Annotated in this window: 25 protein-coding genes; 9 read left to right on the top strand and 16 right to left on the bottom strand. The window is 43.4% G+C overall.

From position 1 onward, the window contains the following. Positions 1 to 3 precede the first annotated feature (3 nt). Both QNH15_RS06940 and QNH15_RS06935 read right to left on the bottom strand, forming a co-directional pair. Complete coding sequence (locus tag QNH15_RS06940) at positions 4 to 2,118, bottom strand: PAS domain S-box protein (protein WP_283893566.1); 2,115 nt, start codon at positions 2,116 to 2,118, stop codon at positions 4 to 6. A gap of 139 nt (positions 2,119 to 2,257) precedes the next feature. Then, positions 2,258 to 2,620 carry a winged helix-turn-helix transcriptional regulator gene (locus tag QNH15_RS06935; RefSeq protein WP_129477155.1) on the bottom strand — a complete coding sequence of 121 codons (363 nt, stop codon included), beginning with the start codon at positions 2,618 to 2,620 and terminating at the stop codon, positions 2,258 to 2,260. Between the two features lie 142 nt (positions 2,621 to 2,762). Between QNH15_RS06935 and QNH15_RS06930 the strand changes: the two genes are divergently transcribed. Next, on the top strand, positions 2,763 to 3,398 hold the full coding sequence (locus QNH15_RS06930) for an FMN-dependent NADH-azoreductase (protein ID WP_061967874.1): 636 nt from the start codon (positions 2,763 to 2,765) through the stop codon (positions 3,396 to 3,398). 56 nt (positions 3,399 to 3,454) lie between these two features. On the opposite strand, the gene QNH15_RS06925 is transcribed toward QNH15_RS06930, so the two are convergent. Beyond that, positions 3,455 to 3,862, bottom strand: coding sequence for a hypothetical protein (locus tag QNH15_RS06925; protein WP_283893565.1), 408 nt, complete (start codon positions 3,860 to 3,862; stop codon positions 3,455 to 3,457). A 242-nt stretch (positions 3,863 to 4,104) separates the two neighbouring features. Between QNH15_RS06925 and QNH15_RS06920 the strand changes: the two genes are divergently transcribed. From QNH15_RS06920 to QNH15_RS06910, 3 genes are all read left to right on the top strand, one after another. Next, a complete protein-coding gene (locus QNH15_RS06920; RefSeq protein WP_283893564.1) occupies positions 4,105 to 5,184 on the top strand; it encodes an NADH:flavin oxidoreductase/NADH oxidase in 1,080 nt (359 codons plus the stop codon). 127 nt (positions 5,185 to 5,311) lie between these two features. Continuing rightward, entirely contained in the window at positions 5,312 to 5,740 is a 429-nt protein-coding gene (locus QNH15_RS06915) for a cell wall hydrolase (protein WP_090236609.1), read from the top strand. Between the two features lie 124 nt (positions 5,741 to 5,864). Then, a complete protein-coding gene (locus tag QNH15_RS06910) occupies positions 5,865 to 6,206 on the top strand; it encodes a YolD-like family protein (RefSeq protein WP_283893562.1) in 342 nt (113 codons plus the stop codon). A 49-nt stretch (positions 6,207 to 6,255) separates the two neighbouring features. Here the strand turns inward: QNH15_RS06910 and QNH15_RS06905 are convergent, their stop codons facing one another. After that, positions 6,256 to 7,071, bottom strand: a complete 816-nt coding sequence (locus tag QNH15_RS06905; protein ID WP_283893561.1) for an STAS domain-containing protein — start codon at positions 7,069 to 7,071, stop codon at positions 6,256 to 6,258. Between the two features lie 173 nt (positions 7,072 to 7,244). Between QNH15_RS06905 and QNH15_RS06900 the strand changes: the two genes are divergently transcribed. Continuing rightward, on the top strand, positions 7,245 to 7,787 hold the full coding sequence (locus tag QNH15_RS06900; RefSeq protein ID WP_283893560.1) for a GNAT family N-acetyltransferase: 543 nt from the start codon (positions 7,245 to 7,247) through the stop codon (positions 7,785 to 7,787). 35 nt (positions 7,788 to 7,822) lie between these two features. Here QNH15_RS06900 and opuFB read toward each other — a convergent pair whose 3' ends face one another. The 4 genes from opuFB to QNH15_RS06880 all read right to left on the bottom strand — a co-directional run bounded on the left by opuFB (position 7,823) and on the right by QNH15_RS06880 (position 11,557). Further along, complete coding sequence (opuFB, locus tag QNH15_RS06895) at positions 7,823 to 9,337, bottom strand: osmoprotectant update ABC transporter permease/substrate-binding subunit OpuFB (protein ID WP_283893558.1); 1,515 nt, start codon at positions 9,335 to 9,337, stop codon at positions 7,823 to 7,825. After that, positions 9,330 to 10,298: an ABC transporter ATP-binding protein gene (locus tag QNH15_RS06890; protein WP_283893557.1), complete on the bottom strand. Its 969-nt coding sequence runs from the start codon at positions 10,296 to 10,298 to the stop codon at positions 9,330 to 9,332. Before QNH15_RS06890 ends, opuFB begins: the two co-directional genes overlap by 8 nt. 200 nt (positions 10,299 to 10,498) lie before the next feature. Next, positions 10,499 to 11,149, bottom strand: a complete 651-nt coding sequence (locus QNH15_RS06885; RefSeq protein ID WP_283893556.1) for a FusB/FusC family EF-G-binding protein — start codon at positions 11,147 to 11,149, stop codon at positions 10,499 to 10,501. Positions 11,150 to 11,287: 138 nt separating this feature from the next. Further along, a complete protein-coding gene (locus QNH15_RS06880; protein WP_283893555.1) occupies positions 11,288 to 11,557 on the bottom strand; it encodes a CD3324 family protein in 270 nt (89 codons plus the stop codon). Between the two features lie 580 nt (positions 11,558 to 12,137). On the opposite strand from QNH15_RS06880, the gene ppc reads away from it, so the two are divergent. Further along, positions 12,138 to 14,897 carry a phosphoenolpyruvate carboxylase gene (ppc, locus tag QNH15_RS06875; RefSeq protein ID WP_283893554.1) on the top strand — a complete coding sequence of 920 codons (2,760 nt, stop codon included), beginning with the start codon at positions 12,138 to 12,140 and terminating at the stop codon, positions 14,895 to 14,897. 55 nt (positions 14,898 to 14,952) lie between these two features. On the opposite strand, the gene QNH15_RS06870 is transcribed toward ppc, so the two are convergent. The 4 genes from QNH15_RS06870 to QNH15_RS06855 all read right to left on the bottom strand — a co-directional run bounded on the left by QNH15_RS06870 (position 14,953) and on the right by QNH15_RS06855 (position 17,420). Further along, entirely contained in the window at positions 14,953 to 15,777 is an 825-nt protein-coding gene (locus tag QNH15_RS06870; protein ID WP_283893553.1) for a prohibitin family protein, read from the bottom strand. After that, complete coding sequence (locus QNH15_RS06865) at positions 15,749 to 15,910, bottom strand: hypothetical protein (protein WP_283893551.1); 162 nt, start codon at positions 15,908 to 15,910, stop codon at positions 15,749 to 15,751. Before QNH15_RS06865 ends, QNH15_RS06870 begins: the two co-directional genes overlap by 29 nt. A gap of 139 nt (positions 15,911 to 16,049) precedes the next feature. Beyond that, complete coding sequence (locus tag QNH15_RS06860; RefSeq protein ID WP_061967848.1) at positions 16,050 to 16,496, bottom strand: YndM family protein; 447 nt, start codon at positions 16,494 to 16,496, stop codon at positions 16,050 to 16,052. A gap of 72 nt (positions 16,497 to 16,568) precedes the next feature. After that, a complete protein-coding gene (locus tag QNH15_RS06855) occupies positions 16,569 to 17,420 on the bottom strand; it encodes an STAS domain-containing protein (RefSeq protein WP_283893548.1) in 852 nt (283 codons plus the stop codon). Between the two features lie 196 nt (positions 17,421 to 17,616). Here QNH15_RS06855 and QNH15_RS06850 point away from each other — a divergent pair, with 196 nt between their 5' ends. After that, on the top strand, positions 17,617 to 18,450 hold the full coding sequence (locus QNH15_RS06850; RefSeq protein WP_283893547.1) for a deoxyribonuclease IV: 834 nt from the start codon (positions 17,617 to 17,619) through the stop codon (positions 18,448 to 18,450). A gap of 43 nt (positions 18,451 to 18,493) precedes the next feature. Here the strand turns inward: QNH15_RS06850 and QNH15_RS06845 are convergent, their stop codons facing one another. Together QNH15_RS06845 and QNH15_RS06840 are read right to left on the bottom strand one after the other, a co-directional pair. Beyond that, on the bottom strand, positions 18,494 to 19,213 hold the full coding sequence (locus QNH15_RS06845) for a TraR/DksA C4-type zinc finger protein (protein ID WP_283893546.1): 720 nt from the start codon (positions 19,211 to 19,213) through the stop codon (positions 18,494 to 18,496). Between the two features lie 146 nt (positions 19,214 to 19,359). Continuing rightward, positions 19,360 to 19,572: an alpha/beta-type small acid-soluble spore protein gene (locus QNH15_RS06840; RefSeq protein ID WP_061967841.1), complete on the bottom strand. Its 213-nt coding sequence runs from the start codon at positions 19,570 to 19,572 to the stop codon at positions 19,360 to 19,362. Positions 19,573 to 19,740: 168 nt separating this feature from the next. On the opposite strand from QNH15_RS06840, the gene QNH15_RS06835 reads away from it, so the two are divergent. Together QNH15_RS06835 and QNH15_RS06830 are read left to right on the top strand one after the other, a co-directional pair. Then, positions 19,741 to 20,172 (top strand): SRPBCC family protein, encoded by a 432-nt coding sequence (locus QNH15_RS06835; protein ID WP_283893542.1) that lies wholly within the window; start codon positions 19,741 to 19,743, stop codon positions 20,170 to 20,172. Continuing rightward, a complete protein-coding gene (locus tag QNH15_RS06830) occupies positions 20,169 to 20,495 on the top strand; it encodes an ArsR/SmtB family transcription factor (RefSeq protein WP_283893541.1) in 327 nt (108 codons plus the stop codon). Before QNH15_RS06835 ends, QNH15_RS06830 begins: the two co-directional genes overlap by 4 nt. A 55-nt stretch (positions 20,496 to 20,550) precedes the next feature. Here QNH15_RS06830 and QNH15_RS06825 read toward each other — a convergent pair whose 3' ends face one another. Both QNH15_RS06825 and QNH15_RS06820 read right to left on the bottom strand, forming a co-directional pair. Then, a complete protein-coding gene (locus QNH15_RS06825) occupies positions 20,551 to 21,396 on the bottom strand; it encodes a YitT family protein (protein ID WP_283893540.1) in 846 nt (281 codons plus the stop codon). A 168-nt stretch (positions 21,397 to 21,564) separates the two neighbouring features. Next, a complete protein-coding gene (locus tag QNH15_RS06820; RefSeq protein WP_283893539.1) occupies positions 21,565 to 23,202 on the bottom strand; it encodes a SulP family inorganic anion transporter in 1,638 nt (545 codons plus the stop codon). Between the last annotated feature and the right edge of the window lie 9 nt (positions 23,203 to 23,211).

Genomic DNA, 23,211 nt, shown 5'->3' with positions numbered 1-23,211 from the left:
CTTTTATAGTGGAAACCGCAGGATAACGGTCGTTCCCCGTCCTTCTTCACTTTTCAGGTCAATGGTCCCCTCATGAATCTGCATAATTTTCCTGGATACCATCAATCCGAGACCAATTCCTTTTTCTTTATTGGAATAAAAGGGTTCTCCCACTCGGTCGAGACGCTCAGCCGGCATGCCCTGGCCATTATCTCTGATGGTTATATTCACCTGATGCTCTTTCACAAAGGAAGATATCCAAAGTTTACCGCCATTCGGCATGGCGTCTGAAGCATTTTTGAACAAATTTAACATGAGCTGGCGAATGTTTTTTTCATCGCATTTGATAAAAGGAAGATCAAAATTCAGGTCTGGAATCATTGTAATGTTTTGCAGAAAGGGCTCTTTCTTCATTTGTCTCAGAAAGTCTTTCAATATAAGGGATATATTTTTCTTTACAAGCCTTATTTCATGGTGCGGCTTCGCAAGGATTAAAAATTCATGAAGAATTTGCTCAATCGTTTCAAGCTCAGACATGATAATTTCTTCATACGGGATATTAACCGTATGTTGGTTCATTTGCAGAAACCCTTTAATTGTCGTTAGAGGGTTTCTAATTTCATGCGCAACCCCGGCAGCCAGCTGACTGACAATCTCGAATTTCTCCGTTTTTTTAATCTGTTGTTCCTTTTCTTTCAGATCGGTGATATCCTCCCAGATGCTGACGTTTTTGAAAACCTTATCTTTTACCGGAAATACAGGATATCGCCGCCAGCGGATCCAGCGCTGTCCTCTTTTGGGATGGTTCAGCCGGTAGTCAATGTTAATAATCGTTTCCGGACGTTTTTCGCCGGTAGAGCGTACAGCTTCCTGATCCTCCGGATGAATGCATTGCAAGGCGAGCACCGGGTTATTCAGAATCTCAGCTAAGGGCTTGCCTAAAATATCTTCTCCGCCAGCGCTAAGAAAATAGATTTTGGAGAAGTCCGGTGAATGGATGCAAAAGCTCTCCTTAGCATTCTCCGTTATTTCACGGAGAATTTCCTGGCTTTCCTGCAGTCTCTGGAGAACGTTCTGAAGCTCGGTGTAGTCTTTTAAAAACACGGCAACACCGTTGTCCGTTGGATAGGTCCGAATATCAAAATATTTGTCGAATGTATCTGAATACACTTGAAAATTGCATGGAACTTGTTGTTCGATGGTTTTTCTGAAATGCTCTTTAAAAGGGTGCTGCAGAACAACCGGGAAAGCATCCGATATTACCTTGCCCAGCAGCTCTTCCGCAGGAATTTTCCACATTTTCTGGAGCGGTTTGTTCATGTATGTGAATCGTAATTCCTCATCCAATGTATAAAAGCCATCCGTGATGCTTTCAAGAATCGTTTCACACCGTTTATTGGCTTCCTTCAATTCCGCTGTTTTTCTTACCAATTCCCACTCGATCTGTTTACGCTTGGAGATATCTCTTGTTACCGCACTTAAGGCAATTACATTGCCATTTTGATCTTTAACCGGAGAAACGGTAACGCTTACATTTAGCAATTCTCTATTCTTTTTAAGTCTCTGTGTTTCAAGATTTGCAATTTTTTGGCCGGTTTTGGCCACTTCCAAATAATGAAGGAAACTGGGATACAACAACGGGGGCATGTTAGGCAAGGTCCGTCCAATCATTTCATCCTGTGACCAGCCAAACAATTCTTCAAAAGCTGGATTTATAGCCAGTACATTGGTTTCAAGATCGATCATAACCGCAGGGTCCGCTTGCTTTTCGATGACGGATTTGTGGAGTTCAAGCGCGGCTTTTCCATCACTAATCGGCGAGAGAATACCTTTTAAATACAACAATTGATTATTAACAATGGTTCCATGGGTCCATTTCACATGTCTGATATCCCCTGTTTTGCCCATAACCTTGCAATCAAAATGGGCGTATTCCGAAGAACGGAGCCCACTGCTCCAGCGTGTAAATTGCTCATGCAGTTCAGGTGGAAAAAAACTGATTAATGGCCGGTGAAGGATCTCCTGTTGTTCATAGCCAGTGAGGTTATTCCAAGCTGAGTTCGTCTGTTGGATCATGCCTTGTTCATTGCAAACAATATATATTTCTTCGGATACTTGAAAAAACCATTCTGCATTCAACCTTATCCCTCCCTTTCTTCTAATCATGAACCACAACTCAAAAAAATTCATCCTCTATTTTTTTACAATTAAACCTCCCCATTTTCTGTATCGACCAAACCTTTGAGGTGTCAATTCCCATTAAAAAAAGGAAATCTTGTCAGATTTCCTTCTCGCTCAAAGCATCTTCTTTCTTTTTCATCTCCATATGTTCCACATGGGCAGCTCCCCATTGGTGCATGGCATCCATGACGGTCTCCAGACTTTTTCCGTATTCCGTAATTGAATATTCCACTTTTGGAGGGATCTGCGGATAAACTTTTCGCTGGACAATATCCTGCTCTTCCAGTTCACGCAGGTGAAGAGTAAGCATACGCTGAGTGATATCAGGCATTAATCTTCTGAGTTCATTAAAACGCAACACATCTCCATTCAGCAGATGTTGTATAATAATCGGTTTCCACTTTCCAACAATCATATCCAATGCCACAACGACCTGGCATTGCTCGGGATTTTTCTTCATCCTTGCTTCCTCCACTTTTACAGTACCTTTTTTTATACTATAACACATAAATGTGCCTACTTCACAAATTCAATCCTAAGCGTGATAATAACACATGCACATGTTCTGTGTTGTAAATTTACAAGAAAAGGTGGAAATAACAATGGCAAAAGTATTATATATCACTGCCCACCCTCATGATGAGGCTCAATCCTTTAGCATGGCTGCCGGAAAGGCATTTATCGAAGAATATAAAAATCTGAATGCTGAGGATGAGATCGTTCATATCGATCTTTATAAAGAAAATATCCCGCAAATCGATGCGGATGTATTCAGCGGCTGGGGAAAATTGCAAAGCGGTAAAGGCTTTGAAGAACTATCTGCAAGTGAAAAGGAAAAAGTGGAACGTTTGGGTCAGCTTAGCGAACAATTCGTTGCAGCAGACAAATATGTATTCGTAACACCGCTTTGGAACTTCTCATTCCCGCCTGTAATGAAAGCATATCTTGATTCCGTTGCAGTTGCAGGAAAAACATTCAAGTATACAGAGCTTGGCCCTGTAGGTCTTCTAACCGACAAAAAAGCCATTCACATTCAAGCTCGCGGCGGCATTTACTCTGAAGGCCCTGCAGCAGAACTAGAAATGGGGCACCGTTACCTTGGTATCATGATGAACTTCTTCGGTGTTCCTTCTTTCGATGGCGTATTTATCGAAGGACAAGCAGCCATGCCTGAAAAAGCACAAGAAATCAAAGAAAACGGCGTTGCACGTGCTAAGGATGCAGCACATACTTTCTAATAAATTACAAAACAAGCAAGGCAGTTCTTTTACAAAGATCTGCCTTTTTTGTTTACCTAAAAAAGAACAGGATCAAAAGCCTCTTTCAAATAGCTGTTGATCAGGGGAATTGTAAATTCTTTGTTATACCGTTCAGAGGCCACACACCTTCCATCCCACTGAAGTGTATCCAGCTTGGTCTCGATATCTTCGTTTTTTAACTGGATATAAATGATTCCATTGGGTGACCGTTCAAAGCAGAGAACACTTTGTTTAATCATGATTTGGGCAAAGATGCCGGGGACTGCTTCGTTAATCACAATGTTAATTTCATCCGTTTTTTCTTCTACAGATCGTAATTTAAATTTCATGTCACCAAAAAAGACGTTAATGGAATGCTGGGCTTTATCAATATGTACACGCGCTTTATGATCCAATATGTACATTTCCTTTACCTTTTGAATGAGTTTTTCTGAGTATGACATACATCGCACCTGCCTTTTTCTATTCAAGCAATACATTCGATAATCATGCAAAATTTCCCTTCCTGTTTCTGTCTATTTTTCTGTTTTTGCGTCATTTCATGTCTATGTTATATCTCTCCCTTAAAAAGGGTAGACTACAATGAGTTTTGAACGAATGCTAAGCACATTGTTTTATCGCACCATTCGGATTGTGTTACCATGATTTTGATTTTAATTCTTAAACCACAGGAGGAGTCTTGTCCATGCCACATCTTTTTTCTCCACTAACCATTAAGGATATTACACTTCGAAACCGCATTGGTGTCTCACCTATGTGCCAATATAGTGCCGAAGACGGAGTACCGAATGATTGGCACTTCGTACACTTGGGATCACGTGCAGTCGGTGGAGCCGGCCTGGTGATCGTGGAAGCTACCGCTGTAGAACCAAGAGGGCGCATCTCACCCGAAGACCTGGGGATCTATACGGATCAGCATATCGAACCCTTTAAACGCATCACTGCCTTTTTGAAAGAACATGGTGCCGTACCAGGAATCCAGCTCGCCCATGCTGGACGAAAAGCATCCACCTACAGCCCATGGAAGGAAAAAGAAGCACCGGCTGCCGGAGTTCCAAATGATCAGGGCGGCTGGGATGTGGTCGGACCGAGTGCCATCCCATTTAATGACGGATACAAAGAACCGAAAGAACTGAGCGTGGAAGAAATCAAGGAAATTCAGGAGAACTTCCGACAGGCCACCATCAGAGCGCGGGAAGCCGGCTTTGAGTGGATGGAATTCCATGGTGCACACGGATATCTGGCTCACAGCTTTTACTCCCCGCTTTCCAATAAGCGTACAGATGAATATGGCGGAAGCTTTGACAACCGCATCCGCTTTGTATTGGAAACGGTTCGTGTGATGCGCCAAGAATGGCCCGAAAATCTTCCGTTTACTGTCCGTATTTCATCTACCGACTGGGTAGACGACGGATGGACACTGGAAGAATCCATTGAACTCTCCAAACGCCTGAAACAAGAAGGTGTCGACCTTATCGATTGCAGCTCTGGCGGTAATGTTCCAAAAGCGCCGATCCCGGTCGGTGCCGGTTACCAAAACCTTTTTGCAGAAAAAATCCGCCAGCAAGCGGATATTGCAACTGCGGCCGTAGGTATGATCACACAAGGCATGCAGGCAGACGAAATCATCCGCAACGAAAAAGCAGATCTCGTTCTGCTGGCCCGCGAGCTTCTACGAGATCCATACTGGCCGCTTCGTGCTGCGGAAACTGTGCATAAGAAAAACGAACTTCATATTCCTTCTCAATATGAGCGGGGATGGTAAAAAAATCAGGGTAAGGATGCTGCTGCATCCTTGCCCTTTTTTGATTTCCTGGGAAAATCTTCTCTTCATGGTTATGGCCCAACCTTCTTTTTTATATATTAGAAAAGAACGATATGGAGGTGATACGGTGGCAGTTGTGCAAGCCAGCAGTTCAGATATTAATCTTCTCGCCCGTTTGCTCAGAGCGGAAGGTGAAGGTGAAGGAGTTCGAGGGATGCAGTTGATTGGTAACGTTGGAATTAACCGGATCCGGGCCAATTGTTCCGACTTTAAAGGCCTCAGGACCATCCCTCAGATGATTTACCAGCCGCACGCTTTTGAAGCCGTAACCCATGGCTATTTTTATCAGGCTGCCCGATCGAGTGAAAAGCGGCTCGCAAGGCGTGCCATTAATGGGGAGCGCTTTTGGCCGGCCAAATATAGTCTTTGGTATTTCAGGCCACAGGGCGATTGCCCGCCGACCTGGTATGACCAGCCATTTGTTGCACGATATAAGCTACATTGTTTTTATCAGCCGACAGCTGAAGAATGTGACAATGTATATAGTACCTTTTAATCGGATGGGCATGATATAAGACTGCAGTTTTCTTCAAATCAGCCTTATATCATGACTGTCCATTTTTTCCAGTTTAAAAAGAACGTGTGTTCGGTTATTATAGGTAGAAAGGAGGATGAGTGATGTGATTCGGGACCGTGGTAACATAAAATGGAAAACCAGCTTGATGCTCCCCGAGACAGTAACACATCTTAAGAACTATTTTCTGGAGGAGTATTACGAAGAAGAAGAGCTGGAGCCGGATGAACAGCATTTGGAGGAAATGGATCAGTTGGTCCTTGAAGCCTTGGAATTTTCATTTGCCTTGCTGTTTACCGTTTATCAAAGGGACCATCTGCACAGAGTCAAAGGAATGGTCCATTATATGGATGAGAAGAACCGTATCCTGAGAGTGATCGATGAAAACGGTCAGCTACATATTTTGCGCATTTCAGCGATTAAAGACATTTCTAGAGCTGAGGAGTAGATGAATATCGTAGAAAAAGGGGACAACACCTTTAGTATTGTCCCCTTTTTTATTGGATGTTTTCAATAGCCTGCTTTACATTGCCATATACCTTAATCGTTGTAAAATCAATGCCTGCCTGAACAATCCGGCTGGCTAATTCTGGACGTATCCCCGTTATTAGGATTTCAATGCCAAGAAGCTGAAAAACACTTTGTATATTAAAAATGTACATCGCTACTTCTGTATTAATGTTCACGATTCCTGAAAAATCAATGATTAAATGGTGAATGTGCAGCTGCTGAATCCTTGGAACCACATGGTTGAGCAAATGATCCGTCCGGTCGGCATCTATCTTTCCAATCAGAGGAAGGACAGCAATCTTGTCCTGAATCGGAACAACCGGATTGGATAATTCTTTGATTTCATTTTGCGCGGCATTAATGAGATGGTCTTTATATCGTTCAAAAGCAAAAACCGTTTCATTAATACTCAGATCCAAAATGTGGTTCACTCGCTTGATGATCATCACGACATCCTGAGTGCCAAGCTGATATTCCATCCCCAGCTTGGTCATATAATCAGCAAAAACGATCCGTGTATCTGGATACCGCATCAAAATTTGGGAAATCTCAAGCCCGCTTTTGGCAGTTGCCTCTCCATTCTTTTTGCTCCACTCCATTAAAACCTCAGGAACAGAGCCTTCCTCACAATCCAGAGAATCTGCCAGAAACACAATAAATTCATTATACATTTGTTTTGCCTGTATAATTTCCTCTTTCGGAATATGAAATTCAAACCGCCCAATAATCTCGTCAACGACTTCTGAAGCAATGGACGCTGAATGGTTGGTAAGATAGTTTTCCAAGGTATTGATAGAGTCCATGGTTACTCTCCTATTAAAATAGTAATGTTCAAACCGATAGGTGTTTTAATAGTTAAACATCTAAACAACATAAGCTTATTATAGCTTATTTCGACATAATAGGAAGAAATATGTTAGCAACCTATCATGAAATCTTTTGCCTGTGCTACGATATAAGAAAGGCAGGTGAGTATATGAGTAAAAAAATAGAATCCTTCCTTTTACAGCCGATGGAATCCGGCCATGCCGAACATATGCTTCAGCTCGAGGTAAAGAACCGGGAGTTTTTTCAAACATTCACTCCCTTAAGAAACCCTGAATTCTATACGCTGGAAGGCCAGCAGGAACGGCTGAACATGATTGAGCGTATGCGTGAGCTTAGACAGCAATATACGTTTGGTATTTTTTCAAAGGAAACCGGCGATTTAATCGGGGATGCTTCCCTGTTTAAAATTGAAAGGGAGCCTGTACAAAGCTGTATGCTTGGCTACTGCCTGGACCAGACCTATAACGGGAGAGGATACATGAGCTCGATCGTTCAAAAAATGGTCTCCTATGCCTTTGATGAACTTAAAATGCATCGTATCGAGGCCGGTGTCATGCCCCACAATAAAGGGTCCATTCGCGTCCTGGAAAAAGCCGGGTTTCATAAAGAAGGAATCGCCGTAAAATCTGTAAGGATCAACGGGAAGTGGGAAGACCACCAGATGATGGCCATCATCAATAAAGATATCTAAAAAGACCGCTCCTCACAAAGCGGTCTTTTTGTTCATCAAAGTATATTTTTTCCCTCTAAAAATTCCTTTGCCACCTTCCCCGGTGACATGCCTTTCACATTTACCTTATAGTTCATCTCCCTCATGTCATCGTCTGTAATTTTCCCAGCGAGCTTATTCAGTGCCTTTTTAATTTCGGGGTACTTTTCCACCGTTTCCTTCCGCAACAGCGGTGCTCCCTGATACGGTGGAAACAGGTGCTTGTCGTCCTGAAGAACTTTCAGGTGGTATTGCTCCAGCTCACTGTCAGTGGAATAAGCATCCACGATGTTGATGTCGCCCTTTTTCACGGCATTGTACCTCAGCTTTGGCTCCATCGTCTTCACATTTCCGAGTGTAAGGTCATATTTTTTCTGTATGCCGCGGTATCCGTCTTCCCTGTCTGCAAATTCCAGCGTAAATCCGGCGTTCATATTCTGGCTGACCTTTTTCAGATCGGAAATCGCAGTGAGTCCATATTGTTTTGCCGTTTTCTCCGGAACCGCGAGAGCATAGGTGTTGTTATATTTCATGGGGCGGAGCAACTGCATATCGAACTTTTCATCCATCCCTTTTCGTGCCTGCTCATATACCTTGCCTCTGTTTGTACTGGATGCGGTTTCTTTTAAAAATTCAGTAATGGCCGTCCCTGTAAATTCGGGGTAAACATCAATGCTGCCAGATTTCAGTGCATTAAAGACGAAGGATGTTTTTCCAAGACCCGGTTTCAGTTCAACCTTCAAATCCGTTTCGTCCTCAATCAAAAGCTTGTACATATTAATGAGTATTTCCGGTTCGGAGCCCAGCTTACCGGCAATGACAATCTCTTTCTGTTCCCCCCGTAAAGCGGACGGAGCAATCGCAACCAAGAGGATCGCCAGGCTCAAGATGCCAAACGTCATCATGGACCGTTTAAATGAAAGAAGCTCAAATCTTCTAAGGAGAACATCAAACAAAATAGCCAGTAAAGCGGCTGGAATAGCTCCCAGCACGATAAGTGTCGAGTTATTCCTGTCAATACCCAGCAGAATAATATCCCCAAGCCCGCCTGCACCGATCAGCGCGGCAAGCGTTGCTGTACCAATAATCAAAACCATGGCCGTCCGGATTCCTGCCATAATCACAGGCATCGCCAGGGGCAGCTCCACTTTTATGAGTCGCTTTCCGCTGTCCATGCCCATTGCTTTTGCGGCTTCAATCAGGGATGGATCGACTTCTTTAATACCGGTATATGTATTTCTTAGAATGGGAAGTAAAGCATACACGACCAGTGCGATGATGGCCGGAATTTTTCCGATTCCAAACAAAGGGATTAACAACCCAAGGAGTGCCAAGGACGGAATGGTCTGCAAAACCGCTGTGACTCCAATGATAGGTTCAGCTGCTTTTGGTTTTTTGGTCAGATAGATTCCAAGCGGTATGGAGATCAGAACGGCAAACAATAGTGCAATAAAAGAGATTTGGATATGCTCAAGAAGGGCGCTTGCCAGTTCCCCCTTCCTTTCTTGAAACACGTTTAAAAAATTATTCATGGCCGCTGCTCCTTTCCTCCAAATGATCCGAAAGGTACCGAATCACGGCATGTCTGCTGAGGGTACCGATTATTTTTCCTTCTTCCTCAACCCCCAACTCTTCTTCATCCTTTAAAAGGAACAGGGCATCTTTTAATGAAGCAGACGCAGATATCATTTTCAATGATTCAGAAAAACTTACATCCGCTGGAAGAGGTGCAGCCAGACGGGAAAGATCCCCTTCTGCTTTATAGGATTTTTCATTACTGCCAACAAAGTCCCGAACAAATTCATCAGCAGGATGCTTCAGGAGATCCTCCGGAGTTCCAATTTGAACCATTTCGCCACCATTCATGATACAAATGCGGTCTCCCAGCTTTAGCGCTTCTTTCATATCATGCGTAACAAATACAATCGTCTTCTTGATGCGCCTCTGCAAATCGTAAAGATCATCCTGCAGCTTTTCGCGGCTGATAGGATCAAGAGCACTAAATGGCTCGTCCATGAGAATGATTTCCGGATCCGCAGCCAGCGCCCGGATGACGCCGATGCGCTGCTGCTGGCCGCCCGAAAGTTCTTTTGGCTTCCTGCCGCGGTATGTATCGGGATCCAAACCAACCATTTCCAATAGCTCATCTACTCGCTTTGTTATTTTTTCTCTGCTCCATCCCCTGAGCTCAGGAACGACCGAAATATTTTCCTGGATAGTCATATGAGGAAACAAAGCGATCTGCTGAAGAACATACCCGATATTCCAGCGCAGTTCATGAATATCGTAATCACTGATTCTCTTTCCATCGATAAAGAGAGTTCCTTCTGATAGTTTAATCAGCCGGTTGATCATTTTGAGCATGGTCGTTTTACCGCACCCGCTTGGCCCAATCACAACGAAGAATTCACCTGCCCTGATCTCCAGGTTCAGCGATTTTACCGCCATGGTCCCGTCATTGTACTTTTTTGAGACATTATCAAATCTAATCATTCACCTGCTCCTTATTTTTTGTTTACTAACTGCTTTCCTGGTAAATAACCATATCCTATGTATTTTCACGCTGCAGAGGAAATTAAAACATAGATAGTCTGGCCGAAAAAAAAACAGGGCTTTACTTGCGCAAGTTTCCCTGGCTTGAGCAGTAAAGCCTTCTACAAAACGACAAAGATTCCTCTTTTTACAAAAAGAGTTCAGATTCCTAATGATTCTTTTAAAAAGGAGGTTAAATAACCAGTGTTGGTAATTTTTTTATTGCACTCGCTGTTATCAGCGCAGATCAGATTACCAATGGCCTTGTAGTAATCCGGATTTTTGGATTTTTTTGCTTTGGTTACAGTGGAAATATAAGCGACCTCTCCCGCACATTTACAAAATGAGCAAAAGCTCTTCTTACCCGCCGGCTCAAATTTGCATTCAATGCCGACCAATTTGCCATCTAATTCATATACGATAAACTTTTTGTTGGATCTGAGATCGTTCCAGCTCAGGTACGTCAGCTTTTTGTGGTCGATCATTGATAAATCCGGCAGCTTTAACTTTTTATTTTTCGGAAACATTTTTTTCAATTGCTGTTCTGTCACGCTTGGAAAAGGCAGCAAAAAAGCGGAAAGATGCTGAATATACTCCTCAAACTGCTCATCTGTTTTCAGGCTTGAAAGGTCCAGCATTTCTTGTTGATCTGATGATGCGTTTGGAAAAAGGTCAAGAACTTTGGCAGTGGCCATATCGATTATCGCCTTCAAAACAGATGGAGGCACATGTTTTTGAGCCGTATCCTTAATCAAGGCAATCTGTTTCTTTATGAAATTTAACTGTTCGTTTTTAATAAATCCTTCTGTCATCCGTAATCTCTCCATTCCTTACTGGTGCCTTTTACTTATAGTATAAAAAAGTCAAGAAGCATCCAAAATGGAAAAAATGACTTAGAATCGTTTTTTGCATAAAAAAGCACTGGTGAAAGAAGGCACCAGTGCTTTGAACTATGCTTTTCGAGAATAGACAATCTTCTTAATGGTTTCAGTGGAAAGGTAATGTTCTTCGGCCAGCAGCTCGATGCTGCTTCCGTTACGAAAAGATGTTTTGATAGCAGCATTACGCCGGTCAAGCAGCCGCCTCCCGCCACTCGATACTCCCCATTTCCGGTGCTCAGTTTCCCGCTTAGGAATGTACAGGGTCTCCCCCTGAACATATTTTTGAATTTCCAGAATCAGATTCTCAGGTAACACTTTACTAGCATTGCTATATTTCATTCGTGCCAGCCCCTTATTTTTGAATTCCAGCAAAATAAGGTGCAAAGCCAAAATACCAGAAAAGCTGTTTTTTGCGATCAATTAGATGTTTCGCCCCATGCAAAGGATCGCCTTTCTACTATCAGGCTTTGCATGAGTGAAAGAAGTCCCGGACAATCGTTTGTGATTCTCCAACCGGATGCACCCCCCTTTACTCTTTATCATACCAAAATTTTCTGTTGATTCGAATCCCCACAAACTCTCTTACGACCTGTTGAATCTTTTTGTTGAATGTCTAAAATGTCCCACATTCCATGATTGTGATGTACAAGCTGGTATAGTAAAGACATCCCAACAACCCCTTTTCATATTTAGACGTGATGCCCGGCTGTCCCGCCGGGTATTTTTTTATCCGCGATGTATACGCTTACATGATAAACTGTATTAGTTTTTTTCTCTTTTTTACTCACACAGATTTCTTTTTCAATTATTTTACACTGGGAAAGAAGAGTGTTTTTATGGTACAATGCATACAATCAAAATATTCAAACAATGGTACAGAATTCAACAGTAAGGGATTACAGTTAAGGAAGGTGAAGTCATGACTACAACTTTAGAATCCGCAAAAGCTGAAAATAATAGCTCTCCGCTGCGCCGGGATGTCAAATTCCTCGGACAGCTGCTGGGAAACGTCCTGGTACAGCAAGGCGGACAGGATTTATTGGATAAAGTGGAAAAAATCAGAGAAATGACCAAGTCTCTTCGAAACAATGACCAATTATCCTATCAGGAGCTAAAAAATGAAATCGCTGCTCTGCAATTGCCGCAAAGACAGCAAGTCATTCGGGCTTTTGCTATTTATTTCCACCTGGTTAACATCGCAGAACAAAATCACCGAATCCGTCGCCGAAGGGAATATCAGCTTCTTGACGGGAACCAGCCGGGTTCCCTTGAATCGACCGTCAGTTCATTCAAAGAAAATGGGGTTGAAGCCGATCTTATAAAAAATGTGATCGATAAGCTATCTATGGAATTGATCATTACCGCACATCCAACAGAATCTACACGAAGAAGTGTACTTGAAATCCATAAACGGATCGCGCTTTTGCTGCATCAGCTGGATCAAACCGTTCTTACCTCCAGAGAGCGTGAGGACGTGCAGGACAAACTGTTTAATGAGATTACCATCCTGTGGCAGACCGATGAACTTCGTGACCGCAAGCCAACTGTTATGGATGAGGTGGCGAATGGCCTTTATTATTTTGATGAGACACTCTTTGAGGTGCTACCGCAAATTCATGAGGAGCTCCAGGAAACGCTACAGAAGCATTATTCTTCTGAAGAGTGGCATGTACCGAACATTCTTCGTTTTGGTTCATGGATTGGCGGAGACCGTGACGGAAATCCAAATGTTACCCCTTCCCTCACTTGGGAGACGTTGACGAAGCACCGGAAACTGGCTTTGCGAAAATATCACCAGGCGCTGACCAGCCTCATGAAACAGATGAGCCAGTCCACAAAGCACGTACAGATTTCTGAAGAACTTGTAGCAGCCAACAAAAAAGACGCTGCATTCCTTCAAGAGGATGAAAAATGGAAAGTTGAACATGAGGCCTATCGTGTAAAAATCGCCATCATGCTGAAAAAGTTAAAGCTTGTTGGCAAAGATTCGCAAGGCTATCAGCATGCCAATGAATTTAGGGAAGATTTGCTGCAAATCAAGCGAAGCTTTGAGCAGCATTCCCCGGCTGGCAGCCGATTAAAAAATCTTGACCAGCTGATCCGTCAGGTAGAGCTTTTCGGATTCCATTTGGCGACACTTGATATTCGCAATCATAGCGGCGAGCATGAAGCAGCCATTACGGAGATCTTCCGTTCGGTAAGCCTGGCAGATGATTATTCTGCTTTGGAGGAAGAAGAAAAAGTAGCATTACTGACCGGGGTACTCGAAGATCCCCGTCCTCTTCTGCTTCCTTTCACTGAAGATTATTCAAAAGAAACCCGGCAGATGATTGACGTATTTACAATGATCAAGGAAGCCCACAGAGAGTTTGGGGACCGTGCGATTGAAGTCTATCTTGTCAGTATGACGGAATCCGTAAGCGATCTCCTTGAAGTGCTTGTTCTCGCCAAAGAAGCAGGGGTATACCGGCTTCACGCGGACGGCCGTATCGAAAGCAAGTTAAACGTTGCTCCGCTGTTGGAAACAATTGATGATCTGATTGCAGGCCCTGCCATTATGGAAAAGCTGTTTTCTATGGATTTCTATCGCAAACAGCTTGAGAAGCACGGCAATGTTCAGGAAATCATGCTGGGATATTCCGATGGAAGCAAAGATGGCGGCACATTGACGGCCAACTGGAAATTATATAAAGCTCAGCAGGAAATCCATGAAGTCGCCGAAAAATATGGTGTGAGACTTAAGTTCTTCCACGGGCGCGGCGGCTCACTCGGACGCGGTGGCGGACCATTGTATCGAAGCATACTTTCTCAGCCAGCCGAGACCCTGGGTGACGGCTTTAAAATTACGGAGCAGGGTGAGGTTTTATCCTCACGCTATTCCCTGTATGACATTTCTTATCGAAGCCTTGAACAGGCCACGTCCACCCTTCTTTCGGCCGCCGCTAATGTATCATCGGAAGCAGAACAAAATAACATCCGCACCAAGGAATGGGAGAAGATGATGGACGAGATGTCTGCCGCTGCTCTTAAAAAATATCAGGAGCTTGTCTTTAATGATCCCGACTTCTTGACATATTTTAAACAAGCAACTCCTCTTCCAGAGCTTGGTTCCCTGAACATCGGTTCACGTCCGATGAGCCGTAAGGGAAGCGAACGTTTTGAGGACTTGCGGGCAATCCCTTGGGTATTCGCTTGGACACAGAGCCGCCAGCTGCTGCCTGCCTGGTATGCGGCGGGCACAGGACTTCAGCGTTTTACAGAAACAGAAGAACAGCTTCGTCTGCTACAGCAAATGTATCAAGAATGGCCGTTCTTCGGTTCTACCATCGATAACCTCCAAATGGCCTTAATGAAAGCGGATTTGACCGCTGCCAGGGAGTATACCGCAATGGTGGATGACCAGAATATGGCCCAGCGCATTTTCTCGGAAATTGAAAATGAGTATAACCGCACAAAAGATGCGATTTTGCTTATCACTCGCCAGGAACAGCTCATGGACCATGTTCCTAATATTAAAGAATCGATCCGTCTTCGAAATCCGTATGTCGATCCGCTCAGCTTCCTTCAGGTTGAGCTAATTTCAAAACTGCGGGAGAATGAACAAATCGATGAAGAGCTCCTGAGAGAAGCATTGCTTACCATCAATGGCATTGCGGCAGGGCTCCGAAACACAGGTTGATCAAACAACAAGCCATTCGCTTAAAAGCGAATGGCTTGTTTTATTATGTGCTGCCTTATTTTTCGTCAACCGGTATCTGAATCAAAGAATTCGTTCCGGTCGCTTTTGGCATCTTTCCATCCCATTTTTCGATCCACTTGTTTTGAATAACTTCTTTGGAGATCGATTTCTTAATGATTGCGTTATAATCAGCAATCCCTTTGGCTTCAATTTGCTTCTTTTCAGCCTCAGCTTTTGCGATTTTCAGCTCGATTTGTTTTCGTTCCAACTCTTGAGCTGCTTCCACTCTTTTATCAATCGCGGCCTGAGTGGATTTATCCGGTTTTGGCACCCCAAGTGTCAAATTATTCACGTTAAAGCCCAGCTGACGAACATCCTCGGCAAAGATTTTCTGCACGTTAGTTGCCGCTTCTGATGATTTCTCACCGTATGTATCAATAACCGAATATTTTGCGATGGCCTTTCGCCCGGCATCCCACAGCCGTGTCCGCAAATAAGATCCTTCAATTTCTTCAATTTCCACCGGACCGAACTTATTGAACACCTGTACCACTTTATCAGGCTGGATGCTGTAATTGTAAGCAAAATCAATGGTTACACTTTTTCCATCGGATGTTGCCACTTGAATATTGCTGTAATTAACGGTCTGCATGCGAACCGGATAAATCGTCACCTTGTCAAACAAGCCGACCAAGTGCCATCCCTGTCCTAACGTATCATCTTGAACCCCGCCATTCGGGCTGTACACGACCCCTACATAGCCATTGGGTACCTTCTCTATGAACAACGAAGTAATGCCAACTGCCAGGATTAAAGCAACTCCAATGATAATTCCCCCAAGTACTTTGCGGTTAATGCCTTTCTTGCTTTTCTTCTCCATTTTCTTCCCCCTGTACATTCTCTCTGAGCTTTTGAGCCGTATCGCCCACTTTTTTAAATGAAGGAGACAAAATGAGCCATACTCCAAAACAGATCACCAGAACCACAATGATTGAACCAATCAGTACTTTCATGTTTCTCCCTCCCCTATACTACTATTACAACAGTTTCCAATTATGCCATATCTACCAGTTATTCACCAGAGATATGTGCCGATTCACATAGAAAAAGAAGAGCCTATCACAGCTCCTCTTCCAAATTACTCACTTAATTCTACTTCCTTTTTGTTGGATCTTCGTCTTCTGCAAACTCTGTAACAAACCGAAGTTTAGGTGTTGTGCCCGGGTGCGACGGCACACCTTCCCTGTTGCTAGCGCTTGGCAAATGTTTTGCTAAAAACTTATGAATATAGACCTCTCCTGCCGTGATGATGACTGCTGAAATGGCACTTCCCCATGCGATTTGAAGATAACCATGCAGAAGGATGGACCCAAACAGCCAGACAATGGTGTACGTCAGCAAAAATTCAGCCATCAGGGTATTTCCTTGGCCGATCCGCGGCAAAAGAATGCGGTCAGCGAGGATATAGGTAGCCACCGTGGTCGTGACACTAAAGGAAATAATATCGGTCAGTGTTGCATCAAAGAACAAATCCAATCCAATTGAAAATGCAATGAGGCAAACAATAAATTTAAGTAAAATCACTTTCGCTTGTTCCACTTTAAAAACCTCCTTTTTCTGTTCCTAGTTTGCAACAAAAGAAGGAGGTTCATTCTTACTTTCTGGTTGGACTTACGTCTCGTTCGGAATCAGGCTGAACCCGATATGCGTGAGGGCATCTTCAAGGTTTCCCTTAATGGTTATTTTCGACAGTTCTTCCGCGCTATTCACACTGCGTCTTGCCATATCAGGTCTGAAACCCGTAAGAATAGGGAGGACTCCCAACAAAGAAAGTGTTTTTGTGATGGTTAATAAATAATGGGTTACATACTCATTGATTTGAGTAATGCCTGATAGATCGATCACAAGGCTTTCAAGAGAAAGTGTTTGTGTTTTTTCAAGTGTTAATTGAATGATGGCTTCTGCCCTGCTTTCTGTAATCTCCCCAATAATCGGAAGTATGGCCACTCCCTTAGTGATTGAAATCATGGGAGCAGACAATTGATTGATTTCTTTCTTTGCCCGGGTTAATCCCAGTACATAGGTCATAAGTGAAGCCATGGTGGTGAACAGTTCAATGTGATCCTCCGTAAACGAAAAAGGCTTACTGTCCAGCCCGCAAATCGTTCCATAGTTGTCACCATTTTCGTAATAGACAGGAATCCCGATAAAGCTTCCATTTCCCAAGTCCTTGGTTACGTTTAACTTTTTAGTGAGCGGATTTTCGGAAATGTCTGCAATAACAAGTGCATTCTTACCATTTTCCACACTAAGATTGCAATAGGTTTCTTTGAAGGGAGGCTGCTCTCCTTCATTCAGAAGTACATAGTCACGATTATGGACCTTAACCATTTCATTGGTAAATGTATCATTTTTCGCTATAAATAACGTATTAATCGAAATAAACTTGCTAATTAAACTCAGAATACTGTCGGCAGCTTCTTCGAAATCAGAAAAAGGCGTCACTAACGATCTTTTATTCATAGTTCCCGGACTCCTTTCTTTTTTTAGCTTGAACCCCTCTCATCATACCATTAATGAAACACTTAAAAAGGAATTCGCCCCATTAAGTAAAGGGTCCTATTTCCCAAGCAGGAAATATTACGAAATCCATTTTACATGAATGAAATGCTCCCCGTGGTTTACGCTAATAAAAAGCATTGAAAGGCTGGTTATCCTCATGAGATTAGGCTGTCATGTAAGTATACGAAACGGATATTACGGGGCTGCCAAACACGCTGCTTCGATCGGGGCAAATGCCTTTCAATTTTTTCCGAAGAATCCCAGAAGTCTTTCAATAAAAGAATTTAACCGGGATGACGCAGAGCAATGTAAACAATTTTGCCATCAGCATAATGTCATCTCCATCGCCCATACTCCGTACCCGACAAGCCTTACTCCTCATCCTGACAAAAAGGACCTGATCATCCGCTCCCTTGCCAATGACCTTGAAATTTCAGAGGCCTGTGGTGCCGTGGGGGTCGTCGTTCATTTTGGAAACCGCGCGATTGGCAGTGATCCTCTTGCTGCGTACCAAACCATGATTTCCATGCTGAATGAAGTCCTTGATGATTGGGAAGGAAGCTGCAAGATTTTGCTTGAAAACAATGCAGGACGGCCTGGTTCAATGGGCACTACACTGGAGGAGCTCGTTCAAGTTCGCAATTTGACTCATTATCCTGAAAAAATCGGCTTTTGTTTAGACACGTGCCATGCTTTTGCCAGCGGTCTTTGGAACGGAGACAACTGGGAGGAAATTGTGGATCATGGAAAACAGCTCGGTTATATTCAGCACCTTACAGCGATTCACCTTAACAACTCCAAATACCCTTACGCCGAAGGCAAAGACCGACATGCGAATATTTTTAAAAATGGGTATATCTCTCGGGAACAATTTCAACCCTTCATCCGTTCCCCCATATTACAAGAGATCCCTCTCCTTCTTGAAACACCCTCAGACGAAGGAATCAGCCATGCTGAGGAGATCGATCAAATAAAAAAGCTGGCACATTGAAAAAACTCCTTTCCTCAAAATTGAGGATAAGGAGTTTCATGTTTTATACATAATCAGAGTCTTCATCCGTTTGTTCCTGATCCATTAAAAACCGTTCATAATCCTTATGCATCTTATTGGGAATGATCCGGGTATTACTTCCATCCATGTCGGTCGCGATAAACCCTTCAATGTCTTCCACATATCCAACATTCTCTTCCGATTCTACAAACATCTCATTGTAATTGAGCATTCCGTTCTCGGAGAAATCGGATGGTGTTTCACTTGTTCCATAAACCGCTACATCCTGCCAAGAATCTTCGGCATCATAGAACGTTGCATCCTTATCATCATTATCAAATTTCCCATAAGGAGGCATCAGTACTTCTTCTTCAACCGGCCGGCGGTAAGAGCCTGTCTGCTCAAGGCTGTGTTCTTTGCAATACGCGGTTGCAGGCAAAGCTTCCAGGCGCTCTGCAGCTATAGGCTGGCCGCACGTTTTACAATATCCGTACTCACCGTTGTCAATCCGTTTGAGCGCTTCGTTTATGGACTTTAGCTCCGTTTCATTCAGATCATTTAACGCAATGTCTTTTTGCCGCTCAAATAATTCGGTTCCCGTATCACCGGGATGGTTGTCATAGTTGGAAAGTTCACTGACCGATTCCTTGATCAGCTCTAATTCTGATCCGTAATGACGATTGTCATTCAGCCTGTTGTCCAGGCTCTCCTTCATTTGAAGCAACACATTTTTAAAATGATTCATTTTCTGCTGTGACCACATGTTGTTTGAACCTCCGATTGTAAACTTCTCCACAACTGTATTATGCAACATAAGCCATGACAGCATACTGGAAATAAATAAGAGCTGCCTATGATCATAGGCAGCCCTTGTCCATTGAGTATTCTGTTTTGTCGTCTTCGCTAAAATTAGCGTTGTCCACCAAATCCAGAAAGTTGAGATTGAGCTTGAGCAACTAGACGTTTAGTGATTTCTCCACCAACAGATCCGTTAGCACGAGCAGTTTGGTCAGCACCAAGTTGTACACCAAATTCAGAAGCGATTTCGTACTTCATTTGGTCGATAGCTTGTTGAGCACCTTGAACCAATAGTTCGTTGTTGTTTCCACCTTGTTGAGCCATGTGTTTTCACCTCCTCAATTGGTATATTTAAATTCTCTCTCTTCCGGGAAAAACAATACCATGAAATTTTTGTAAAAAATTAAAACGCATTGACATGAAACCGATTGGTTGTATATACTTTATATAACCAATCGGTTTCATATTCTAAACTAAAAGGAGACAATCACGATGTCAGAATCAACCGAACGCACAAAAGATATACAGTATGAAGAGGTAATTGATGCTCCCATTGAAAAAGTATGGAATTTGGCAGCCACAGCAGAGGGCATTTCCAGCTGGTTTATGCCAAATGATTTTGAGCCCCATGTCGGACATGAATTTCATATCCAGTCACCATTCGGTCCTTCACCATGCAAGGTTCTCCTGGTGGAGCCGCCAAATAAACTTTCTTTCGCATGGGACCAATTTGGCTGGGTCGTTACATTTGAACTGAAAGAAGAAGAAGGAAAAACTCAATTTACCCTTACCCATTCCGGCTGGGGTCATCCGGATGCCATACTGCCAAAGGCACAGCAAAAAGTTTCTGCTGTCCGTGACAATATGAGCGGTGGCTGGGCAAAGATCATTCAAACCTTGAAAGATACTGCCGAACAGAAATGAGCACCTCACCGAAAAAGCATGATGTCTTCCAGGCTATCGCTGATCCCACGAGGCGTGAAATTTTAAAGCTGCTGGCCGGACGGGAACTTGCGGTTACCGAAATTGCTGAAAGGTTCCCCATGAGCCGGACAGCTGTTTCGAAGCATCTGCTTATTTTGGATGAAGCAGGTTTGGTCCAAAGCAGGAAGACGGGCAGAGAAAAGCGGTATACCCTTCAGGCCGAACCACTCTCAGAGCTGGAGCAATGGCTCTCCTACTTTGAGCAGTTCTGGCAAAATAAAATGTCAATGTTGAAGCATCTTGCCGAAAAAAAAGAAAATTAAAACCCGCCAGCCGTTTTATTGCGAGCAATGCGAAATAAATCAGCCAGTGGGTTTTTTACCATACATTTTTAAAGTTACCTACGATTTTATGAGCCGGAACAGCAGTAATGAACGCTGTTTCATCCACTTCTTTCACAATATCCACAAGATCGGACCATTGAATATTCACAATAACGCAAAACACGACTTGTTTACTCGTATGGGAATAGGCACCTTCACCATCCCAAAACGTAACTCCCCGATTAAATGCCTCGTTCAGAGCAGCTGACACTTCACTTCCTTTATCCGTAACAATCATGACAGAACTTCTCTCCGCAACCGTAAGAATCGTATCATACGTTTTGGCGCCAACATACATGGAAAGAATGGTAAACATGGCCGCCTGTACGTTGAAGATCACAGCCGAAATCGTAATGATGATAAAATTCATGATCAAACCGAACCGTGCAATTGACAAGTTTTTGTATTTGGCAATCACCCTTCCCAAAACGTCAAGACCGCCATTTGAACCGCCAGCACGAAGCATAATCGCACCTCCGGCGAAGGAAACCACCCCTCCAAAAATTGCTGCTAGGATGATGTTATGCGTCCACATCATTTTAATCGGGACCAAATGCAAGAACAAAGAGTCAAAGCCTACCGCAAGCAGGGTATACACGATAAACTTCCTGCCAAGGTGGATATAAGCCAATATCAGCAATGGAATATTGTAGAGGAAATATTGGGTTCCTACCGACCAGCCCGTCACATTGTAAATAATCATACAAATCCCCATGAGGCCACCTGAAAGCAAATGGGCGGGCAAAAGCAGGGTATTCGACCCTACCGCGACCAGCATACTACCAAAAATTATGCATAAAACTTCAATACCAATTCTGACCATTTTGTTACCTAATACCATACGCAACCCTTCTTTTTCAACGATTATGTATAAAAATTAATAATACTATATGGAACTTTACCATGTATAAAAAGAAATAACTATTGTTTTAATATTATCTTTATGGCTTAAGACTAAACCAAAAAGAAAACCGCCTCTTCCATATCAGTGGAAAAGACGGTAAACCTGTCAGGAGATTTGGCTTGATACTTTTGTTTTCATCAGTTGTTTCGCGGTGCCCAGGGCCTCTTCCATCCGTTCAAAGAACCGATGGTGCCCGATTTCGTGAGTCAGCCCTGTCCTCTCCAGCAATTGCTTCGGCTCAGGCTGAAGTCCCACAATCAGCAGCTCTCCATCCTGTCTGTTCACCTTCTTCACGATGTTTAACAAGGCAGCCTCGGCACTGGTATCGATATAGGGTACATCCTGCAGCTTAAGGATGACAACCTTTTCTTTTTGTTTCGCACTGACTGATTCTTCAAGCACATCGGTTGAACCAAAAAAGAGCGGTCCATTCAGCGTAATAACTTCAATACCTTCCCTCTCATCCTCCGACAAGTGGGTAAGTGCTGTTTTTCCCTTCTTAATGTGAAGAGCACGGCTCATCCGCGTAATAAAAATGACAAAAGCAAGAAGCAATCCTGCAATAACCGCAGTAGCCAGGTCGGTGAATACCGTCAGCAAAAAGGTGGTCAGCAAAATGACGGAATCCATTGTTTTTGTTTTCAGCACATGCATGAACTGCTTTTTTTCACTCATATTCCAGGCGACAACCATTAAGATGGGAGCCATGCTCGCGAGAGGAATTAGTGAAGCATAAGGCGCAAATAGCAGCAGCACGAGGAGCACCACAACCCCGTGAAAAACGCCCGAGACTTTGGAAATTGCTCCGTTTCTAATGTTAGTGGCGGTTCTTGCAATGGCACCTGTTGCCGGGATCCCCCCAAACAGCGGAGCAACCATATTTGCAATACCTTGTCCCACCAGTTCTTTGTTGCTGTCATGTTTGTAGCCTTGTTTCATGCCGTCTGCCACCATAGCTGACAACAGTGATTCAATCCCGCCAAGAAGGGCGATGGCAATCGCAGGAGGAAGAAGATAGATAATCTTTTCAAGCGATAAATCAAAGAACTCAAATTCTGGCAGCTTGTTCGGAATATCACCAAAGGCAGTACCAATTGTCGGAATCTGACCCTGAAAAAACAAAAATCCGATTAAGGTGGATCCAAGAAGTCCGATAAGGGCCGGCGGGATCTTGCTTGTGATTTTTGGAACAGCAATCAACAAGGCAAGGCAAAAAAGGGCCACAAGGACACTTTTCCCATTAAATGTTGAAATCTTATCCCAGATCGCCATCATGTTGAGATGAAATTCTTCGTGCTTTTCCACATCTTTCAGACCGAGGAAATTAGAAATTTGTCCTGAGAAAATGATGACAGCAATCCCTGCCGTAAAGCCAATAATGACTGGCCTGGGTATATATTTGATGAGTGAACCCCATTTTAAAAGCCCCATGATGACGAGCATGATTCCAGCCATAAAACCGGCAATCATGAGGTTTTGAAAACCATATTGCATCACGATCCCGAGCAGTATCGGAACAAACGCGCCGGTTGGACCCCCGATTTGATAGCGGGAACCGCCGAGAAGCGAGATCAATATACCTGCGATGATAACAGTATACAATCCATTTTCCGGACGAACGCCTGATGCGATGGCGAATGCCATTCCCAGGGGGATGGCCACAATCCCTACAATAAAACCGGCCACCAGATCCTTTCTCAAATCAGACAGTGTATAGCCTTTAAAACGGTTAACAAGACCCATTCAATCTCT

The sequence above is a fragment of the Fictibacillus enclensis genome (assembly GCF_030123385.1).
Classification (GTDB): Bacteria; Bacillota; Bacilli; order Bacillales; family Fictibacillaceae; genus Fictibacillus_C; species Fictibacillus_C enclensis.
Note: the sequence above shows the minus strand (reverse complement) of the source record. Positions and strands in the feature narration are given on the sequence as shown.

What these genes read in the sequence shown, in the direction of transcription:
- QNH15_RS06835 (WP_283893542.1), top strand. Translation starts at nt 19,741, where the DNA reads ATGTCAGAATCAACCGAACGCACAAAAGATATACAGTATGAAGAGGTA.
- QNH15_RS06920 (WP_283893564.1), top strand. Translation starts at nt 4,105, where the DNA reads ATGCCACATCTTTTTTCTCCACTAACCATTAAGGATATTACACTTCGA.
- QNH15_RS06880 (WP_283893555.1), bottom strand. Translation starts at nt 11,557, where the DNA reads ATGAAATATAGCAATGCTAGTAAAGTGTTACCTGAGAATCTGATTCTG.
- opuFB (WP_283893558.1), bottom strand. Translation starts at nt 9,337, where the DNA reads ATGAATAATTTTTTAAACGTGTTTCAAGAAAGGAAGGGGGAACTGGCA.
- QNH15_RS06830 (WP_283893541.1), top strand. Translation starts at nt 20,169, where the DNA reads ATGAGCACCTCACCGAAAAAGCATGATGTCTTCCAGGCTATCGCTGAT.
- ppc (WP_283893554.1), top strand. Translation starts at nt 12,138, where the DNA reads ATGACTACAACTTTAGAATCCGCAAAAGCTGAAAATAATAGCTCTCCG.
- QNH15_RS06850 (WP_283893547.1), top strand. Translation starts at nt 17,617, where the DNA reads ATGAGATTAGGCTGTCATGTAAGTATACGAAACGGATATTACGGGGCT.
- QNH15_RS06890 (WP_283893557.1), bottom strand. Translation starts at nt 10,298, where the DNA reads ATGATTAGATTTGATAATGTCTCAAAAAAGTACAATGACGGGACCATG.
- QNH15_RS06840 (WP_061967841.1), bottom strand. Translation starts at nt 19,572, where the DNA reads ATGGCTCAACAAGGTGGAAACAACAACGAACTATTGGTTCAAGGTGCT.
- QNH15_RS06870 (WP_283893553.1), bottom strand. Translation starts at nt 15,777, where the DNA reads ATGGAGAAGAAAAGCAAGAAAGGCATTAACCGCAAAGTACTTGGGGGA.
- QNH15_RS06900 (WP_283893560.1), top strand. Translation starts at nt 7,245, where the DNA reads ATGAGTAAAAAAATAGAATCCTTCCTTTTACAGCCGATGGAATCCGGC.
- QNH15_RS06885 (WP_283893556.1), bottom strand. Translation starts at nt 11,149, where the DNA reads ATGACAGAAGGATTTATTAAAAACGAACAGTTAAATTTCATAAAGAAA.
- QNH15_RS06820 (WP_283893539.1), bottom strand. Translation starts at nt 23,202, where the DNA reads ATGGGTCTTGTTAACCGTTTTAAAGGCTATACACTGTCTGATTTGAGA.
- QNH15_RS06905 (WP_283893561.1), bottom strand. Translation starts at nt 7,071, where the DNA reads ATGGACTCTATCAATACCTTGGAAAACTATCTTACCAACCATTCAGCG.
- QNH15_RS06865 (WP_283893551.1), bottom strand. Translation starts at nt 15,910, where the DNA reads ATGAAAGTACTGATTGGTTCAATCATTGTGGTTCTGGTGATCTGTTTT.
- QNH15_RS06855 (WP_283893548.1), bottom strand. Translation starts at nt 17,420, where the DNA reads ATGAATAAAAGATCGTTAGTGACGCCTTTTTCTGATTTCGAAGAAGCT.
- QNH15_RS06935 (WP_129477155.1), bottom strand. Translation starts at nt 2,620, where the DNA reads ATGAAGAAAAATCCCGAGCAATGCCAGGTCGTTGTGGCATTGGATATG.
- QNH15_RS06930 (WP_061967874.1), top strand. Translation starts at nt 2,763, where the DNA reads ATGGCAAAAGTATTATATATCACTGCCCACCCTCATGATGAGGCTCAA.
- QNH15_RS06925 (WP_283893565.1), bottom strand. Translation starts at nt 3,862, where the DNA reads ATGTCATACTCAGAAAAACTCATTCAAAAGGTAAAGGAAATGTACATA.
- QNH15_RS06845 (WP_283893546.1), bottom strand. Translation starts at nt 19,213, where the DNA reads ATGTGGTCACAGCAGAAAATGAATCATTTTAAAAATGTGTTGCTTCAA.
- QNH15_RS06825 (WP_283893540.1), bottom strand. Translation starts at nt 21,396, where the DNA reads ATGGTATTAGGTAACAAAATGGTCAGAATTGGTATTGAAGTTTTATGC.